This window comes from Streptomyces sp. NK15101 (genome assembly GCF_020400725.1).
Lineage (GTDB): Bacteria > Actinomycetota > Actinomycetes > Streptomycetales > Streptomycetaceae > Streptomyces.
In genome coordinates this window covers 78709-96882 of sequence record NZ_JAINVG010000021.1, presented here as the reverse complement: position 1 = coordinate 96882, position 18174 = coordinate 78709, and the positions used below count along the sequence as shown (strand labels likewise).

The 18174-nt window shown below is 75.9% G+C and carries 11 protein-coding genes; 10 read left to right on the top strand and 1 reads right to left on the bottom strand.

Going from position 1 to position 18174, the window contains the following annotated elements; genetic code table 11:
* The 10 genes from K7G60_RS14505 to K7G60_RS14460 all read left to right on the top strand — a co-directional run.
* The coding region (locus K7G60_RS14505; protein ID WP_225801303.1) for a condensation domain-containing protein at positions 1-2273 on the top strand (2273 nt) is incomplete at its 5' end.
* A gap of 620 nt (positions 2274-2893) precedes the next feature.
* On the top strand, positions 2894-10027 hold the full coding sequence (locus tag K7G60_RS14500) for a non-ribosomal peptide synthetase (protein ID WP_225801302.1): 7134 nt from the start codon (positions 2894-2896) through the stop codon (positions 10025-10027).
* Entirely contained in the window at positions 10024-10239 is a 216-nt protein-coding gene (locus tag K7G60_RS14495; protein WP_225801301.1) for an MbtH family protein, read from the top strand. Before K7G60_RS14500 ends, K7G60_RS14495 begins: the two co-directional genes overlap by 4 nt.
* 143 nt (positions 10240-10382) lie before the next feature.
* Positions 10383-10793 (top strand): cobalamin B12-binding domain-containing protein, encoded by a 411-nt coding sequence (locus K7G60_RS14490; protein ID WP_225801300.1) that lies wholly within the window; start codon positions 10383-10385, stop codon positions 10791-10793.
* A complete protein-coding gene (locus tag K7G60_RS14485; protein WP_225801299.1) occupies positions 10790-12115 on the top strand; it encodes a methylaspartate mutase in 1326 nt (441 codons plus the stop codon). Before K7G60_RS14490 ends, K7G60_RS14485 begins: the two co-directional genes overlap by 4 nt.
* A 155-nt stretch (positions 12116-12270) precedes the next feature.
* Positions 12271-13275, top strand: coding sequence for an asparagine synthetase A (locus K7G60_RS14480; protein WP_225801298.1), 1005 nt, complete (start codon positions 12271-12273; stop codon positions 13273-13275).
* Positions 13272-14582, top strand: a complete 1311-nt coding sequence (locus K7G60_RS14475; RefSeq protein ID WP_225801297.1) for a glutamate synthase-related protein — start codon at positions 13272-13274, stop codon at positions 14580-14582. Before K7G60_RS14480 ends, K7G60_RS14475 begins: the two co-directional genes overlap by 4 nt.
* Positions 14579-14932, top strand: a complete 354-nt coding sequence (locus tag K7G60_RS14470) for a hypothetical protein (protein WP_225801296.1) — start codon at positions 14579-14581, stop codon at positions 14930-14932. Before K7G60_RS14475 ends, K7G60_RS14470 begins: the two co-directional genes overlap by 4 nt.
* An 80-nt stretch (positions 14933-15012) precedes the next feature.
* Positions 15013-16308, top strand: coding sequence for an MFS transporter (locus K7G60_RS14465; RefSeq protein ID WP_225801295.1), 1296 nt, complete (start codon positions 15013-15015; stop codon positions 16306-16308).
* Positions 16309-16315: 7 nt separating this feature from the next.
* On the top strand, positions 16316-17059 hold the full coding sequence (locus tag K7G60_RS14460; RefSeq protein ID WP_225801294.1) for a 4'-phosphopantetheinyl transferase superfamily protein: 744 nt from the start codon (positions 16316-16318) through the stop codon (positions 17057-17059).
* A gap of 44 nt (positions 17060-17103) precedes the next feature.
* Here the strand turns inward: K7G60_RS14460 and K7G60_RS14455 are convergent, their stop codons facing one another.
* Complete coding sequence (locus K7G60_RS14455; RefSeq protein ID WP_225801293.1) at positions 17104-18063, bottom strand: TIGR03557 family F420-dependent LLM class oxidoreductase; 960 nt, start codon at positions 18061-18063, stop codon at positions 17104-17106.
* Positions 18064-18174: the final 111 nt, after the last annotated feature.

Genomic DNA, 18174 nt, shown 5'->3' with positions numbered 1-18174 from the left:
CCGGCGACAACTTCTTCAAGCTCGGCGGGCACTCCCTGCTCGCCGGCAAGCTCACCAACCGCATCCGCGGAGCCCTCGGCCTCCAGGCCGCCATCCGCGACGTCTTCCTCGCCCCCACGCCCCGGCAACTGCTCCACCGCCTCGGCGAACAGGGCGACGGACCCGCCCGCCCCCCGCTGCGGGCCGTCCCCGACGCGCTGCGCCCCGCACGCGTCCCCCTGTCCGCCGCCCAGCTCCGCCTCTGGTTCCTGGGGCGGCTCGAAGGCCCCGGCGCCACGTACAACATCCCCGTGGTGACCCGGCTGCACCGCCCCGTCGAGCCGGCCGTCCTGGCCGCCGCCCTGGCGGACGTCGCCGACCGGCACGAGGTGCTGCGCACCGTGTACCGGACGGCGGACGGGGAGCCGTACCAGCAGGTCCTGACCGGTGTGACGCCCGTGCTCCGGGAAGTCGGCGCCGACGGCCCCGACGCCGTGCGCGCCGCCGTCGACGCCGCCGCCGGACACGTCTTCGACCTCGCCGCCGAAATCCCCTTCCGGGCCACGCTGGTGACGGACGGCGACGGCGGCCAGGTCCTGGTGCTCCTCGTCCACCACATCGCCGGCGACGGCTGGTCCACGAACTGCCTGCTCGCCGACCTGGACACCGCCTACCGCGCCCGGGCCGCGGGCCGCGCGCCCGACTGGGAGCCGCTGCCCGTCCAGTACACCGACTACACCCTCTGGCAGCAGGACCTCCTCGACGGTGAACACGGCGTCGCCGAAGAGCAGTTGGCGCACTGGCGCAAGGCCCTCGACGGACTGCCGCCGCTCCTCGCCCTGCCCACCGACCGGCCGCGCCCCGCCGACAGCGACGGAGCCGGCGCCCTGACCCCCTTCGAGATCGGCGCCGCCACCCACCGGGCCCTGCTGCGCCGCGCCCGGAGCAGCGGAGCCACCCTCTTCATGGTCGTGCAGGCCGCCCTCGCGGCCCTCCTCACCCGGCACGGCGCGGGCACCGACATCGCGATCGGCACCACCGTCGCCGGCCGCGCGGACGACGCCCTGCACCCGCTCGTCGGCTTCTTCGTCAACACGCTCGTGCTGCGCACCGACACCTCCGGCGACCCCGACTTCACCGAACTGGTCCGCCGGGTCCGCGAATCCGGGCTCGCCGCCTACAGCCACCAGGACCTCCCCTTCGACCGGCTCGTCGAACACCTCAGTCCGCACCGCTCCGCCGCCCACGCCCCGCTCGTCCAGGTGATGCTGCAGGTCCACGCGGCGGCCACCGGGACCGGGACCCCGTCCGTCCTCGACGGCGAACCGGTCGCGTTCAGCGCGGCGGGCGCCAAGTCCGACCTCACCTTCGCGCTCACCGAACTCGTCGACGCGGACGGCGGACCCGCCGGCCTGCGGGGCGCCCTGGAATACGCCACCGCCCTCTACGACGCGGACACCGCCGCCCTCCTGGCCCGGCGCCTCGTCGAGACCCTCGACGCGCTCGCCGCCGACCCCGGCACCGCGCTCTCCGGCACGCCGTACGGCCCGGCGGCCCCCGCGGGCCCGGAGGTCGTCCTCGACGAGCGGGGACGCCCCGCGCCCGTACGGGTGCCCGGCGAGGTCCACGAGCGGACCCCCGGCGGCGGCCTGCGCGCCACCGGCCGGAGGGCCTACGCCCAGGCCGACGGGAGACTGCGGCCCGTGGCCGCCCTCACCGCGGGCGGCTACCCGGTGGAGCCCGGCCACGTCGAGGACGTGCTCGGCCGGCACCCCCACGTGACCGGAGCGGCCGTCGCCGTCCGCGACGACCGGCTGTACGCCTACGTCACCCGCCTGCCCGGCGGCGCCGACGAGACGGCACTGCGCGGCTGGGCCGCCGAGCGACTGCCCGAGTACCTGGCCCCCGCCCGCGTCGTCGTCGTGCCCCGACTGCCCGCTCCCGGTGCGCACGCCGACGTCGGCGTCGCGGCGGAGGCACCGGGCGCGGCGGGCCCCGACAGCGGGGAGGAACGCCTCCTCGGGGTCTTCCGGGACGTCCTCGGCGGCCGCCCCGTCGGCCGGGACGACAACTTCTTCAAGTCGGGCGGGCACTCCCTGCTCGCGGTGAGGCTGCTCAACCGGATCCGTGCCGAGTTCGGCCAGGACCTCACCCTGCGGGACGTCTTCCGCAACCCGACGGCGGCGGCCCTCGCCCGCCGCCTGGCCGGCACGGCCGCGCCCGCCGCCCGCTCCGTGCCTGCGGCCCCCGCGCTGCGCCGCCGCACGGTGGCGGGGACCCGCCGTCCCAACTGACCCGGCCTGCCCGCGCCCCCGCCGGGCCGGCACCCACCCCTGTTGTGGGCAGGCGTTCCGCAAGGGGCGGAACGGGTGGGCACAACGGAACGGCGCCCCTTGCCGGCGCCCGAGGCTCATGGGCCTGGACCCGCACCCCGTGCACAGCTCACTTGTGGTGCGGGTCCAAGCGCGGAACGCGGAGGCGCCGCTGAGGGCGCCGTCCCGTGTGCCCACCCGTCCCGCCCCGCGGGACGATTGCCCACACGGGCGGGAGGCGGCCCGCACGGGCGGGGCGAGGGGCACGCCCAGGCAGGCGCGGGCCCACGTAGGAGCGTCGCCCACACGGGCGCGGGTCCACGTGGGCGGGGGCGGCGCCCCGGCGGGTGCGGGGCCACGCGGAGGTGGCTCCGGGGTGGGCGGCAGCGTCGGTGCGGGTCCCGCCGTGGCGGTGGGCGCGGGCGCCGGCCGGCAAGGCGCGCCCGGCCCGCCACCGGCAGCTCCCGGCAAGGGACTTCTGCCGATCGGAGCTGCCGGACCGACTGCCCCGGAAGCGGTCGCCACGCGCCTAGCGTGAAGGGCACGGAGGCGAGAGGAACCGTTCGCCCCGGTCTCTCGGCCCTTTACCGGAGGAACTCAGCATGCCCCCCAGCAGAACGGAAGACCTGCTCGACGGCGGACCCTCTCCCGCCCCCGCGCCGCCCGTCCTCGACCTGATCGCCCATCAGACGCGTACCCGCCCCGACGCCCCCGCCCTGGTCCACGCCGGCGCCCGTCTGACCTACGCCGAGCTCGCCGCCGCCGTGGCGGACCGGGCCCGGGAGCTCACCGCGCAGGGCGCGGGCCCCGGCCGGCTCGTCGCGCTCCACCGGCCCCGCGGCATCGACGCGATCGTCGGCCTCCTGGCCGTCCTCACCACCGGCGCCGCCTACCTGCCCCTCGACGTCCAGGCCCCCGACGCCCGCAACGAGGCGATCCTCAAGGACGCCTGCGGCGACCTGGCACCGGCCCCCGCGGACGTCGCCCGCCACGGCGAACTGGTCCTCGGCGGCCCCGGCGCCGGAGAGGGGGCGGCCTACGTCATCTACACCTCCGGGTCCACCGGCACCCCCAACGGCGTGGTCGTCGCCCACGACTCGCTGGCCCACTTCATCGCGGGCGCGACCCCGGCCTACGGCATCGGTCCCGACGACGCGGTCCTCCAGTTCAGCCCGCTCCACTTCGACGCCAGCATCCAGGAGATCTTCACGACCCTCGGCGCCGGCGGCACCCTCGTCCTGCGCACCGACGACATGCTGGACGTCGCCGAACTCCTCGCGGGCTGCGCCCGGCACGGCGTCACCTACCTCGACCTGCCCGCCGCCTACTGGCACGAGCTCGTCTACGTCCTCACCACCGGCTCCGTCCGCCTCCCCGACCGCCTGCGCACGGTCATGATCTACGGCGAGGCCGCCCTGCCCGAGCGCGTCGCCCAGTGGCGCGGCCTGGTCGGCGACCGGATCCGCCTCCTCAACGGCTACGGCCCCACCGAGACCACCGTCGTGGCCACCGTCGCCGACCTCAGCCGGCACGACGCCGGACCCATCCCCATCGGCCGGCCGCTGCCCGGCGTCCGCGCCGCCGTCGTCGACGGCGAGCTGTGGCTGCTCGGCGGCGGCCTGACCCGCGGCTACCTCCACCGGCCCGAACTGAACGCCCGCCGCTTCACCACACTCGACGGCGAGCGCGCCTACCGCACCGGCGACCTCGTCACCATCGGCGAGGACCGGCAGATCCTCTACCACGGCCGCCTCGACGACGAGGTGAAGATCGGCGGCCAGCGCATCGACCCCGCCGCCGTCGACTCCGTCCTCGCCGGCCACCCCGAGGTCCGGGAGGCCGCCGTCGTCGCCCAGCAGGACGGCGACGGCGTCAAGCGCCTCGTCGCGTTCGTGGTGACCGAGGGCGGCACGGAGGCGGAGGAACTGCGCGACTGGGTACGCGCGCGCATGCCGGCGGCCGCCGTGCCCGCCGTCTCGATCGTCGTCGCCCTGCCCCGCACCAGCTCGGGCAAGATCAACCGCAAGGCGCTGCGCACCGCCGACCCGCGCCTGCCCGTCGTCGACGAGGAACCCCTTCCCGTCGAGGACCGGGTCCCGCTCTCCCACGCCCAGCGCCGGCTGTGGCTGGTCGGCCAGCTCGACGGAGCCTCCGCCGCCTACAACATGCCGATCGTCCTCCACCTGGAGACCGCCCCCGACCGGGCCGCGCTCGCCGCCGCGGTGACCGACGTCGCCGAACGGCACGAGGTGCTGCGCACCGTCTTCCTCGCCCCCGAGGACGAGCCGTACCAGCACGTCCTCGCCCCCGCCGCCGTCCGGCTGCGCACCGTGGAGTGCCCGGCCGACGAACTCCCCGGGCGGGTCGCCCGGTTCACCGCCGAGACCTTCGACCTCTCCCGCGAACTTCCGCTGCGCGTCGCGCTGTTCCTGCCGGACGACGGTCCCGGCGCCACCCTGGCCGTCCTGCTCCACCACGTCGCCGGCGACGGCTGGTCCCTCGAACCGCTGATGACCGACCTCGCCCACGCCTACGCCGCCCGGGCCGAGGGCCGCGCACCCGACCGGGAGCCGCTGCCCGTCCAGTACGCCGACTACACGCTCTGGCAGAACGACCTCCTCGGCGACGCCGACGACCCCGACTCCGTCGCGGCCCGGGGCCTCGCCCACTGGAGCGCGGCCCTCGACGGCCTGCCCGCCACGACCGACCTGCCCCTCGACCGGCCCCGGCCCGCCGTCCGCGCCCACGACGGCGGCCTGGTGACCGCCACCGTCGAACCGGGCGTCCACGCGCGGCTCGCCCGCCTCGCCGAGGAGCACGACGCCAGTCTGCTCATGGTGCTGCAGTCCGCGCTCGCGCTCGCCCTGCGCGCGGCCGGCGCGGGGGAGCGCACCGTCCTCGGCACCCCCGTCGCCGGACGCGACGACGAGGCCCTCGACGAACTGGTCGGCTTCTTCGTCAACACCCTGGTGCTGCCCACCGACACCTCCGGCGACCCCGCCTTCACCGACCTCCTGCACCGGGTCCGCGACACCGACCTCGCCGCCTTCGCCCACCAGCGGCTGCCCTTCGACCTCCTCGTGGAGCACCTCAACCCGCCCCGCACGCCCGGCGTCCACCCCCTCTTCCAGGTGATGCTCACCCTGCGGACCACCGGCCCCGAGGCCGGACCCTTCCGCCTCGGCGCCGTCGAGGGCCGCTTCGCCGGCGAAGGACCCGCCACCACCAAGTTCGACCTCACGGCCGCCTTCGAGGAGCTCCGGGACGCCGAGGGCGCCCCCGCCGGACTGCGGCTCGGCCTGGAGTACGCGCGCGACGTACTCGACGAGGACACCGCCCGCATCCTGCTCGCCGCCCTGGAGCGCGCCCTGCGCGCCGCCGCCGAGCACCCCGCGGCCCCGGTCCAGGACACCGGCCTCGTCGACCCCGCGACCCGGCACGCCCTGGACGAGCGGCGCGCCCGCACCGCCGCGCGCGCCGCCGAGACCAACGGGAAGGCGACGGCGCCCACCGGCACGGAGCCCCCCGCGCCGTACACCGACACCCTGCGGGAACTCTTCGCCGAGGTCCTCGGCCTCGACCAGGTCGGCCCCCACGAGGGCTTCTTCACCATCGGCGGCCACTCCATGAGCGGCGTGCGCCTCGCCAACCGGATCCGCGCCCGCCTCGGCACCGACGTCCAGGTCCGCGACCTGCTCCTCGCGCCCACCCCCGACGCCCTCGCCCGCCGGATCGCCGCCCGGTCCACCGCCCCGGAGACGGACGGCCCGCCCGGACCCGCGCGCCCCCGGCCCGTCCCGCGCACCGACCGGCCCGGACGCGTCCCCCTGTCGTACGCCCAGCGCAGGCTGTGGTTCATCGACACCCTCGAAGGCCCCAGCGCCTCCTACAACATCCCCCTCGTCCTCCGGCCGACGCGGCCCCTCGACGCCGGCGTGCTCGCCCAGGCCCTCACCGACCTCTCCGACCGGCACGAGGTGCTCCGCACCCGCTACCGCAGCGTCGACGGCGAACCCCACCAGGACATCCTCTCCACCGTCCGGCCCCCGCTGGACGTCCGGTCCGTCCCCGCCGACCGGCTCCCGGACGCCGTCGCCGAAGCCGCCGGACACGTCTTCGACCTCGCCGAGGAGACGCCCCTGCGCGCCACCCTCGTCACCCCCGACGACGGAAGCGGACAGGTCCTGGTCCTGCTCGTCCACCACATCGCCGCCGACGGCTGGTCCACCGGCCCCCTCCTCGCCGATTTCGGCACCGCCTACCGCGCCCGCGCCGAAGGCGAGGACCCCACCTGGCGGCCGCTGCCCGTCCAGTACGCCGACTACACCCTCTGGCAGCGCGACCTGATCGACGGTCCGGCCGCCGAGGCCCACCTCGACTTCTGGGAGAAGACCCTCGCCGGCGCCCCGGCCGTCCTCGAACTCCCCTCCGCCCGCCCGCGCCCGGCCGAAGCCACCCACCGCGGCGGACGCGCCCCCGTCACCGTCGACGCCGCCACCCACCAGGCCCTCGAAGCCGTCGCCCGGCGCAGCGGCGCCACCCTCTTCATGGTGCTCCAGGCCGCACTGGCCGCCGTCCTCACCCGGCACGGCGCGGGCACCGACCTGCCGCTCGCCACCATGACCGCCGGACGCGACGACGAGACGCTCGGCGACCTGGTCGGCTTCTTCGTCAACACCCTGGTGCTGCGCACCGACACCTCCGGCGACCCCACCTTCACCGAACTCCTCGAACGGGTCCGCGACACCGACCTCGCCGCCTACGGGCACCAGGAGCTCCCCTTCGACCGGGTCGTCGAGCACCTCAACCCGGTCCGCACCACCGCCCACCACCCGCTGGCCCAGATCGTCGTCCAGCTCCACCACGACTACACCCGCGACGTCCCCGGCGCGGCGGCCGCCAAGAGCCTCTTCCAGGAGGGCGGACCGGCGCTCCTCGACACCGTCTCCACCAAGTTCGACCTGACCTTCGCCCTCGACGAACGGCGGGACGCGGAAGGACGGCCCGCCGGGATGGCCGGCGGCCTGGAGTACGCCACGGACCTGTTCGACGCCCCCACCGCCGCGCTGCTCGCCGCCCACCTGGAGCAGACCCTGCGGGCCGCGGCGGCCGATCCCGGCGTACGGATCGGGGACGTCGGCCTGTTCACCGCCGCCGACCGGTTCCGGCTGGTCGACGAGTACAACGACACCGCCGCCCTGGTCCCCGGCACGTCGGAGACGGTCCACGAGCTGATCGGCCGCCGGGCCGCGCGCACCCCCGACGCGCCCGCGCTGATCACCGAAGAGGAGACCGTCGGCTACGGAGCGCTCGACGCCCGTGCCGGCGCGCTCGCCGCCCGCCTCCGCGCCACCGGCGTGCGCCGCGGCGACACCGTCGGCGTCCTCCTCGAACGCGGCGTCTCCCTGGTGGTGACGGCCCTCGCGGTCCTGAAGTGCGGCGCCGCCTATCTCCCCCTGGACCCGCGCCTTCCCGAGGCCAGGATCCGGTTGATGCTGGAGGACGCCGGGGTGCGCGTGGTGGCGACGGACCAGGACCACGTCACCCTGGTCGCCGCCCCGGCCGTTCTCCTCGTGGACGCGCCCGACACCGCGGAGTCTCCCGACGAGGCCCCCCGTGCCACCGGGGACGACCTCGTGTACGTGATGTTCACGTCCGGGTCGACGGGCCGGCCGAAGGGCGTGGGAGTCACCCACCGCAACGTCGTGGAGCTCGCCGGAGACCGCGACGTCCGCGCCGGCGGAGCGCCCCGGATGCTCGTCCACTCGGCGACCGGCTTCGACGCCTCCGTCTTCGAGATCTGGGTGCCGCTCCTGAACGGCGGCAGCCTCGTCCTCACCCGCGGCGACGGCACGGACCTGGCCGAGACCGCCCGGGCCGTCCGCGAACACGGCGTCACCGCCGCCTACTTCACCGTCGGCCTCTTCCACGTCATGGCCGACGAGGGCCTGGACACCCTCCGGCTGCTGCGCGAGGTGTGGACCGGCGGCGACGTCGCCAACCCGGCCGCCGTCCAACGGGTCCTCGCCCACTGCCCGGACACCGTCCTCGTCCACTCCTACGGCCCCACCGAGACCACCTTCGCCTCCCACAACCAGTGGTTCGGCACCGGCGAGCGCACCCTGCGGGGCGCCGGACTCCACCTCGGACGGCCGATGGACAACACCCGCAGCCACGTCCTCGACGACGCCCTGCGCCCCGTCCCCCCGGGCGTCCCCGGCGAGCTGTACATCGCCGGCTCGCACGTGGCCCGCGGCTACGTCGGGCGGGCGGGCCTGACCGCCGAGCGGTTCGTCCCCGACCCCTTCGAAGGGGACGGCAGCCGCATGTACCGCACGGGCGACCGCGTGCTGTGGACCCCCGCGGGCGAACTCCGCTTCCTCGGAAGGGCCGACGGCCAGATCAAGCTGCGCGGCGTGCGGATCGAACCCGGAGAGGTCGAGCGGGCCCTCGCCGCGCACCCCTCGGTCGGCCAGGCCCTCGTGGTGGTCCGCGAGGACCGGCCCGGCGAGAAGAGCCTCGTCGGCTATGTCGTCCCCCGCGCGGACACACCGGTCACCGAGGCCGAACTGCTCGCCGGGGCGCGCGCCGCGCTCCCCGAGCACCTCGTGCCGTCCGCCGTCGTCGTCCTCGACGCCCTGCCGCTGACCGTCAACGGCAAACCCGACCGCACGGCGCTCCCCGCACCGCACCGGCCCGCCGCCGAGGGCGGCCGGCAGCCCCGCAACGCCCGCGAGGAGGTGCTGTGCGCGCTGTTCGCCGAGATCCTCGACGTGCCCCGGGTCGGCATCGACGACAACTTCTTCGCCCTGGGCGGCCACTCGCTGCTCGGCGTCCGCCTGGTCAACCGGATCCGCGGCGTCCTCGGCATCGAGCGCACCGTCCGCGACCTGTTCCGCCTGCCCACCCCCGCCGGGCTCCTCGGCCTGCCGGAGGACGACGGCGACGGCACGGCCGCCCTGGGCGTCCTGCTCCCGCTCAGCACCCGCGGCACCCGCCGCCCGCTGTTCTGCGTCCACCCCGGCACCGGTGTCGGCTGGGCCTACGCCGGACTCGCCCGCCACCTCGGCGACGACCAGCCGCTGTACGCCCTGCAGGCCCGTGCGCTGAGCGAGCCCGACCACCGGCCGCGCAGCGTCGAGGCGATGGCCGACGACTACCTGGAGCAGATCCGGCGGATCCAGCCCTGGGGCCCGTACCGGCTGCTCGGCTGGTCGTACGGCGGCCTCGTCGCCCACGCCATGGCCGTACGGCTCCGCGAGGCCGGCGAGCGGGTCGAACTGCTCGCGCTGATGGACGTCCACCAGACCGGGCCCGGCAGCGTCTCCGTCCTCCCGCCCGAGGAGCGGACGGCGGCGGCCCGGCCGGCTGACGCCGGGGACCCGGCAGCGGCGATGGAGGAGATCCGCCGCGAGGACCCCGTCCTCGCTGGCTTCTCCGACGCGGAACTCCGGGCGGTGCTCCGCGCCTCCGAGACGCACGCCGCCCTCATGGCCCGGCACGTGCCGGGCGTCGCCGACACCGACACGCTGTTCTTCACCGCCCGCCGGCCGGGGGAGCGCGAAGGCGCCCTCGCCGCCACCTGGATTCCCTTCACCGAGGGCGTAGTCGACAATCACACCGTCGAATGCAGCCACCTCCGGATGGCCGAACCGGAACCTCTCGAAAAAATCGGAAGAATAGTCGCGGAGAAACTCTCCGCGCTTCAGAAGGAAGAAACGAGGAGCCAGTCATGAGCGAGTCCGTCAACCCGTTCGACAACGCCGAGGGCACCTTCCACGTCGTCGTGAACGACGAGGGGCAGCACTCCCTGTGGCCCGCCTTCGCGGACGTCCCGGCCGGCTGGACCAGCGTCTGGGGCGCCGGTGACCGGGCCGAAGCCCTGGAGTACATCACCGCCAACTGGACCGACATCCGCCCGCGCAGCCTCGTCGCCCAGTACGCCTGACCCCTCCCCGGCCGAAGCGCCGTGCCCCGCAGCCGATGCGGGGCACGGCGCTTTTCCGTGGGGAAATCAAGAAATGAAAGTGCCGGTCCTTGCTGCCGGTCACACTTCCCCCTCCGGAATCCCCGGAAATCTATCCTCGACACATGAAGATACTCCTGAGCGGAACCGCATCGGATTCCCACACCTGGAATCTCGTGTATCTCCGTCTCTTCCTCGAGGAACAGGGCCACGAGGTCGTGGGGCTCGGCCCCTGCGCCCCTGCCGAGCTGCTGGTCGCCGGCTGTCTGCGGCACGCGCCCGACGCGGTGGTGCTCAGCAGTGTCAACGGGCACGGCTACCGCGACGGACTCGCCGCCGTCCGCAGGCTGCGCGAGGTACCCGCCCTGGCCGGCCTCCCCGTGGTGCTCGGCGGGAAGCTCGGCGTCGCCGGGCACCGCCAGGAGGCCGACGTGGCACGGCTCACCGAGGCCGGCTGCGACGCCGTGCTCGGCGAGGACCTGGACGCCCTGCGCGAGTTCCTCGCCGCCCGCGCCCGCAGGGAGGTGCCGGCTTGACCGCCCCCGCCCCCGCCCCCGCCCCCGGCTTCGGCGGCTTCGTCGCGGCGTCCATGACCGCCGGCCGGCTCGTCGTCCAGCCCCGCATGGGCTTCGGCGACCCCGGCCGCATGCGGGCCGGACTCGCCCGGACCAGGGCCGCCACCGCGCACACCGCGGGCACCCTGACCGTCGACAGCTACACCCGCGTCGGCGACCTCGCCGCCGCCCGCGCCGCCGTGGCCGAAGGCAGCCTCCTCAACGGCTACCCGATCGCCGCGCACTCCCCGGCCACCACCCGGACCGTCCTCGACGGGCTGTTCGACGCCGACTTCCCCGTCCAGGTCCGGCACGGCTCCGCCCGCCCCCTGGCCATCGTCCGGGCGCTGACCGCGGCCGGCCTGGACGCCACCGAGGGCGGCCCCGTCTCCTACTGCCTGCCCTACGGCCGCACCCCCCTGCGGGAGTCCGTCACCGCCTGGGCCCGCGCCTGCGAACTCCTCGCCTCCACGGCCCGGCCCGGGGCCGTGCCCCACCTGGAGAGCTTCGGCGGCTGCCTCCTCGGCCAACTCTGCCCACCGGGCCTGCTGGTGGCCGTGAGCGTCCTGGAGTGCCTGTTCTTCGCCCGGTTCGGGCTGCGCAGCGTCTCCCTCAGCTACGCCCAGCAGACCGACCCGGCACAGGACGAGGAGGCCCTGAGCGCCCTGCACCGGCTCGCCGCCGAGTTCCTGCCCGACGACGTCGACCACCACGTCGTCCTCTACACCTACATGGGCGTCTACCCCCGCACCGAGCAGGGCGCCACCCGCCTCCTGGAGGCATCCGCCCGGCTCGCCGTGCGCTCCGGCGCCGGCCGCCTCATCGTCAAGACCACCGCGGAGGCCCACCGCATCCCGACCGTCGGGGAGAACGTCCGCGCCCTGGAGACCGCCGCCGCGGCCGCCGCGCTCGCCGGACCCCCGGCTCCCGGCCCCGCGGCCGAAGGGGACGGCGAGGTGTACCAGGAGGCCCGCACCCTGATCGAGACCGTCCTCGGCCTCCACCCCGACCTGTCCCGGGCCCTGCCGGCCGCCTTCGAACGGGGCCTGCTCGACGTGCCGTTCTGCCTCCACCCCGACAACGCCGGCCGCTCCGCGGGATTCGTCGACCCCGCGGGACGGCTCCGCTGGGCCCGGACCGGCGCCATGCCGATCCGCCCGGACACGGCGGCCGACGCGGCCCCGCTCACCTCGGCCGGCCTCCTCGCCGCCCTCCACCACGTCGCCGACCGCTACGACAGCCCCCGGCACCGTGACAGCGGCGACGGCCACGACCGCCCGCCGGCCACCCCGCTCACGGTCTGACCACCAGGGCCCACCCGTCCGCCACCCGACCACCCACACCCGCCACCCTTGCCGCCCGACCACCCGGGCCTGTTCACCCGCCACCCTTGCCGCCCGACCACCCGGGCCCAACCGCCGTCCGACCGCCCGCGCCTCCCTCGAACAGGAGCCCCGCCATGGACCAGCCCCTCTCCGCCGCCACACCGGCCACCCCGCCCCCGCTGGGCGAGCACCTCCGCTCGCCCCGGCTGCGCGCCGCCATGCTCGTCCAGCAGGAGGCCCTCCACGCCGCCCGCGCGTTCCTGCGCGGCGAGGGCTTCACCGAACTGCTGCCCCCGCTCGTCGGGCCCGTCACCGACCCCGGCGGCCGCGGCGCCAAGGCCCTCGACGTCGACTACTACGGCCACCCGTACAAGCTGATGACCAGCGCCATCCTCTACAAGCAGGCGTCCCTGCGCGGCTTCCCCCGGCTCTTCTACGTCGCCCCCAACGTGCGCGTCGAGCCCGAGGAGACCGCCGGCACCGGCCGGCACCTCGTCGAGTTCCACCAGATCGACGTGGAGATCGCCGACGGGAGCCGCGAGGACGCCCAGGAGATCGCCGCCGGCCTGCTCACCCACGTCACCGAGCACGTGTGGACCGCCGTCCCCGAGATCCTCGGGGAACTCGGCCGGGTGGAGGGCGACTTCGCCGACGTCCGCGCCGGCAAGTACGACGTCCGCACCCACGACGACGCCGTGGCCCGCCTCCTCGCCGCCGGTCACCCGCAGAACCCCGACGGCGAGATCGACTGGGCCGGCGAAAGGCTCCTCTCCCTGGAGAGCGACCGCCCCTTCTTCGTCAACGACTACCCCAAGGGCTCCCGCGGCTTCTACGACCGCGAGGACCCCGAACGCCCCGGCGTCCTGCGCAACTTCGACCTGATCGCCCCGCACGGATACGGCGAGCTCGTCTCCGGCAGCGAGCGCGAGGCCGACTACGCCACCATCGTCACCCGCATGCGCGAGAGCGGGGAGAACCCCGCCAAGTACGCCTGGTACCTCAAGGAGGCCCGCGACGGCATGCCGGCCAGCGCCGGATTCGGCATGGGCCTGCAGCGCCTGGTCCGCTTCCTCACGGGCCTCGACGCCCTGTGGCAGGTCAGCGCCTACCCGAAGCTCCCCGGGGTGGTGGCCCCGTGACCGCCCTCGGCGCCCCCGGCTTCCCCGAGCGGGAGGTCCGCGCCCGCGCCCGCAACGGCACCGCCGAGGTCTTCCCCGACCCCGCCGCGTACGGCACACGGCTGTACGGACCGGGCCCGGCGGCCTTCGCGGCCGACGGCCTCGACCGGGCGCGCATCGTCCCGCCCGTCTTCATGCCCCAGCGCCTCGAGAAGCTCATCGACCTCGCCCGGGAACCGGAGTTCACCGACGTCGACCTCGGCTCCCGCGTCGGCGGCTTCGCCACCCGACTGCCCCTCTACCTGTCCGCCTTCGGCTCCACCCGCGCCGGCAGCGGCGACCTCGCCGTCCACGCGAGCCGGCAGGCCGCCCGCCTCGGCATCCCCATGGTCATCGGCGAGAACATGATCCCCGTGCACGGCTACCGCCGCGCCGGCGACGCCACCCGCTCGGCCCTCCTCGCCCGTGTCGAGGCCTACCTCGACGCCGCACCCGACGGCGTCGGCGGCGTCGTCGTCCAGCAGTCCACCGAGGACGCCGACTCCGAGGTCTGGAACCTCCTCTACAGCGACCCCGCCTTCCGGTCCCTCCTGGAGACCGGCCGGCTCGCCTTCGAGCTGAAGACCGGGCAGGGCGCCAAGCCCGGACTCGGCGGCATGACCGTCGTCGACCGCGCCGAGGCCGAGCAGCTCGCCCGCCGCTTCACCGTCAGCGACGTCCTCGGCCCGGACGGCGAACACCGGCTGCGCTGCGCCACCCCCGGCACGTTCACCGACGAGATCCTCCGCCAGCAGCTGCGCTTCATGCGGAACAACTTCCCCAAGGCCCGCACCTGGGTGAAGTTCCACCCGGGCCGCGACATCGCCCGTGCCGCCCGCACCGCCTGGTCCGCCGGAGCGGACGCCGTCACCGTCGACGGCGCCGAGGGCGGCACCGGCTGGGCCCCGGGCGTCTTCCTCGACCACGTCGGCCTGCCCCTCGCCGAATGCCTGCGCCGCATCGGCCGCCCCGACGGCTGCCTGCTCGCCGGCGGCGGCATGTGGGAGGGCGGCCGCGCCGTGCGCGCCCTCGCCCTGGGAGCCACCGCCGTCGGCCTCGGCCGCGCGGCCCTCGTGGCCGTCGACGAGGACCCCGAGCACGGCCTGGAGCGCCTCGCCGACAGCATCGCCCTCGAACTGCGGCTGCTCATCAGCGCCTTGGGAAAGTACACCGTCGCCGCCCTGGGTCCCGAGGACCTGTGGTGGCCCGACGGCCACCCGTCCCACGTCGGCCACACCGCCGACGCACCGCCCCCGGGCGTCACCGATCCGGCGGGAGCGACGCCATGACCGCGCACCGACGGCGCGCCCGGGACCACGCCGTCCGCGCCTGCTTCTCCGTCCGGGAGGCCCCGGGCATCAGCGTGACGGTCACCCACGACGGGACCGACCTCGTCGCCGCGGCCCGGCACACGGCCCAGCGCGCCCTCGCCGAGGCGGGCCGCGGCTACCTCGGCGGCCGTGTCGAGCTGCGTACGCCGCGGCCCCCCGCCCCGGTCACCTCCCGGCCCAGCGCCTTCGGCACGCGCCGGCGGCGCGCCGTGCGCCGGGCCGCCGACCGGGCCGTGGCCCTCGCCGTCGCCGCCGGTCTCCGGGGCGACGCCGCCGGCGTCCGGGTCCGGGTCCGCCCGCCCCTCTGACCGGGGCCGTCGCCTCCGCACCCCCGCACCTCCGCCCCACGTCCTGGCTCCCCGTCCCTCGACCACAGAAAGCCGACCCCATGGGAACGACCCCCACGACCAGCGCACCGGCGGGCCGAGAGCCCGCCGTCGACTGGCGTCGCGTCAGCAGTCTCGTCATCGGCCAGGCCGCCGTCCAGGCGGGCAGCTTCGCCCTCCTGATCGCCATGAGCTGGACGGCGGTCCAGCTCGGCGGCCGCGAAGCCGTCACGTACGTCACCCTCGCCGCCACCCTGCCGCGCGCCCTGCTGCTGCTCTTCGGCGGAGCGCTCGCCGACGCGCTCGGACCCCGCGCCGTCCTGCTCCGCGCGACCACCGTCCGCGTCCTCGTCCTCGTGGCCGGAACGCTGGTGACCGCCACCACCGAGAGCCTGTGGCCGCTGATCGCCGTCGCCCTCGTCGACGGCGTCCTGCTCGGTCTCACGGGGCCCGCCTCCGGGGTCCTGCTGCCCCGCCTCGCCCCGCAGGACCAGCTCGGCCGGGCCAACTCCCTCTTCTCCATGGTGCTGCGGGTCGCCCCCATCGCCGGCTCGCCCCTCGGCGCCTGGCTGGTCGTCGTCGGAGGCCTGCCCGTCGCCATGGCGGCCGCGGCCGCCGGCTGCGCCGTCTGGCTGGCCTGCGCCAGCCACGTCACCCACGGCATGACCCGGCCCGAGCGAGCCCCCCAAGGGCCCTCCTCCCTGCTGCGCCGCTCCGGCGACGGCTTCCGCCTCCTCGCCGCGCACCCGCGCCTGCGGTGGATGTTCGTCGCCTGCTTCTGCATGGACCTGGCCTTCCTGTGGCCGGCCGAGGTCGCCCTGCCCCTGCGGGCCGCCGACGAGGGCTGGGGCGTCGGCGCCGTCGCCATGGTCCTGGCCGTCTTCGGCGCCGGCGCGCTGGCGTCCGCCGCCCTGGGCGCGGCGCTCGCCCACCGGATCCCGGCGCACACCAAGCTCGTGGTGACCGGAGCCGGCCTCGCGGCCGGGATGGCCGCCATGGCCCTCGTCCCCTCGCCCGTCGTCCTGGCCGGCACGGCCGGAGCCGTCGGCCTGCTCTCCGGCCTCAACGGCCCGGCCCTGGTCACGGCCTACCAACAGGCCGTCCCCGAGGGCCGGATGGGCGCCGCGATGTCCACCTTCGCGCTCTCCGGCATCGGCGCGGCCCCCCTGTCCCTGGCCGTGTTCAGCCCCGTCTCGCTCTACCTCGGGGTGACCGGGACCTGGCTGCTGTGCGCGGGCCTCGCCCTCCTCTCCCCGGTCGCCGCGGCCGTCGCCCTGCGCGGCGGGGCGGCCGCCGCCGCGCCGCGCGCCGACGCCCGTGCCCGTACCGCACCGGAGCCCACCGCCACTTCCGTGTGAGGCAGACATGATCCCGCTGGTTTCCCCGCCACCGCCGGCAGCTCCGCCGGCCGGCCCGCTGATCCCGACCACGCTCCCGCCCCTGACCACGGCCCTGCCCCGGCTGCCCGGCCTCCGCCCGGTCCGGCCGCAGCTGTGGCTGGTGGCCACCGAGACCCACCAGGCCACCGTCACCCGGTACGCCCCCCTCGTCCTGGACGCCGGCGAACTGGCCCGCGCCGAGGAGTTCCGCCGCTCCGGCGACCGCGCCACCTATCTGTGCGCGCACGTCGGGCTGCGCCGCCTGCTCGGCGCCCACCTGGGCGTCGCGCCCCGCGCCGTGTCGGTGGCCCGCGCGCCGTGCCCCTGCTGCGGCGAGCCGCACGGACGCCCCGTACTGACCGGCGGGCGCCCGCACTTCTCGCTCTCCCACTGCGAAGGGCTGAGCCTGATCGCCGTCGCGTCCACACCCGTGGGCGTGGACATCGAGCGGGTGCCGGCGGCGCACACCGTCGCGGAGGCCTCGGAGGTCCTCCACCCCGCCGAGGCGGCGGAACTCGCCGCCCTCGCCCCCGCCCGCCGGCCCGCCGCGTTCGCCCGCGTCTGGACCAGGAAGGAGGCCTATCTGAAGGGGCTCGGCATCGGTCTGGGCGCCGACCCGTCCGCCGAGTACGTGGGCGCCGGCCCGGTCCCGGCCGCACCGCCCGGCTGGCTCCTCGCCGACGTCACCGTCCCGGACGGCCACCATGCCGCCGTGGCCCTGCTCCGGTGACGGGTCCACGGCGCCGGCGGGAGGTCCCGGCCGGACCGTGCTCCTCAGGACGCGCCGTCGAGCAGCGGCAGCACGTCCCTGCGGTAGAAGTCGAAGAAGCCGCGCTGCTCCGGGCCGATCTGGCCGACGTGCAGCCGGTCGACGCCGGCGTCCACGAACGGGCGCAGGTGCCGGACGTGCTCCTCGGGGTCGGGGCCGCACGCCACCCCCGCCGCGACCGTCTCCGCGGTCACCAGCGTGGAGGCCTGCTCGAAGTGGGCGGGGGTGGGCAGGATCTGGTTCAGTTCGCCGGGCAGGTGCTCGGTCGGCCAGATCCGGTGGGCCGTCCGCACCGCCTCGGCGCGGGACTCCGCCCAGCACACCTTCGTCGCCGCGTACACGGGCCGGGCGGGGTCGCGCGCCCGGAACCGCGCGATGAGGTCCCCGTCCGGGGCGGTGGTGACGAGGCCGTCGGCGATCTGCGAGGCGAGATCGGCGGCCCGGGGGCCGAAGGCGGACACGTCGAGGGGAGGCGGGGTGTCGGGCAGACTGTAGATCCGGGCGTTCTCGACGGTGTAGTACCTGCCCCGGTGGGTGACCGTCTCGCCGGTGAAGAGGAGCCGGATGACCTCGACCGCCTCTTCCAGCATCTCCAGACGCACGGCGGCGGACGGCCAGGCGTCGCCGAGGACGTGCTCGTTGAGCGCCTCTCCGCTGCCGAGACCGAGGCGGAAGCGCCCCTCCAGCAACAGCTGGGAGGTGGCCGCGGCCTGCGCGACCAGCGCCGGATGGAGACGCACGGTCGGACAGGTCACGGCCGTCTCGACGGGCAGCCGCACGGCCTGGGACAGGGCCCCGATCACGGACCACACGAAGGGGCTCTGGCCCTGTGCCTCGTTCCAGGGGTGGAAGTGGTCGGAGATCCACAGTGACCGGAAGCCCGCGTCCTGCGCCATCCGGGCCTGGGCGACGAGATCGGCGGGCCCGAACTCCTCGCAGGAGAGGAAGTACCCGAACTCGGTCATGACGCCTCCGGTGGCTGCGCGCGTTCCCCGGTCTCCGCGGAGACGGTTCGTCGTTGCGGTTGCCCGGGTGCCGGGGGGAGAAACACGGGCCCTCCCGGCGCGGCGCGACGG

Excerpts from the sequence above, each read along its gene's own strand:
- K7G60_RS14470 (WP_225801296.1), top strand. The coding sequence starts at position 14,579 with ATGACCGCGCACCGACGGCGCGCCCGGGACCACGCCGTCCGCGCCTGC.
- K7G60_RS14490 (WP_225801300.1), top strand. The coding sequence starts at position 10,383 with ATGAAGATACTCCTGAGCGGAACCGCATCGGATTCCCACACCTGGAAT.
- K7G60_RS14455 (WP_225801293.1), bottom strand. The coding sequence starts at position 18,063 with ATGACCGAGTTCGGGTACTTCCTCTCCTGCGAGGAGTTCGGGCCCGCC.
- K7G60_RS14495 (WP_225801301.1), top strand. The coding sequence starts at position 10,024 with ATGAGCGAGTCCGTCAACCCGTTCGACAACGCCGAGGGCACCTTCCAC.
- K7G60_RS14480 (WP_225801298.1), top strand. The coding sequence starts at position 12,271 with ATGGACCAGCCCCTCTCCGCCGCCACACCGGCCACCCCGCCCCCGCTG.
- K7G60_RS14500 (WP_225801302.1), top strand. The coding sequence starts at position 2,894 with ATGCCCCCCAGCAGAACGGAAGACCTGCTCGACGGCGGACCCTCTCCC.
- K7G60_RS14460 (WP_225801294.1), top strand. The coding sequence starts at position 16,316 with ATGATCCCGCTGGTTTCCCCGCCACCGCCGGCAGCTCCGCCGGCCGGC.
- K7G60_RS14465 (WP_225801295.1), top strand. The coding sequence starts at position 15,013 with ATGGGAACGACCCCCACGACCAGCGCACCGGCGGGCCGAGAGCCCGCC.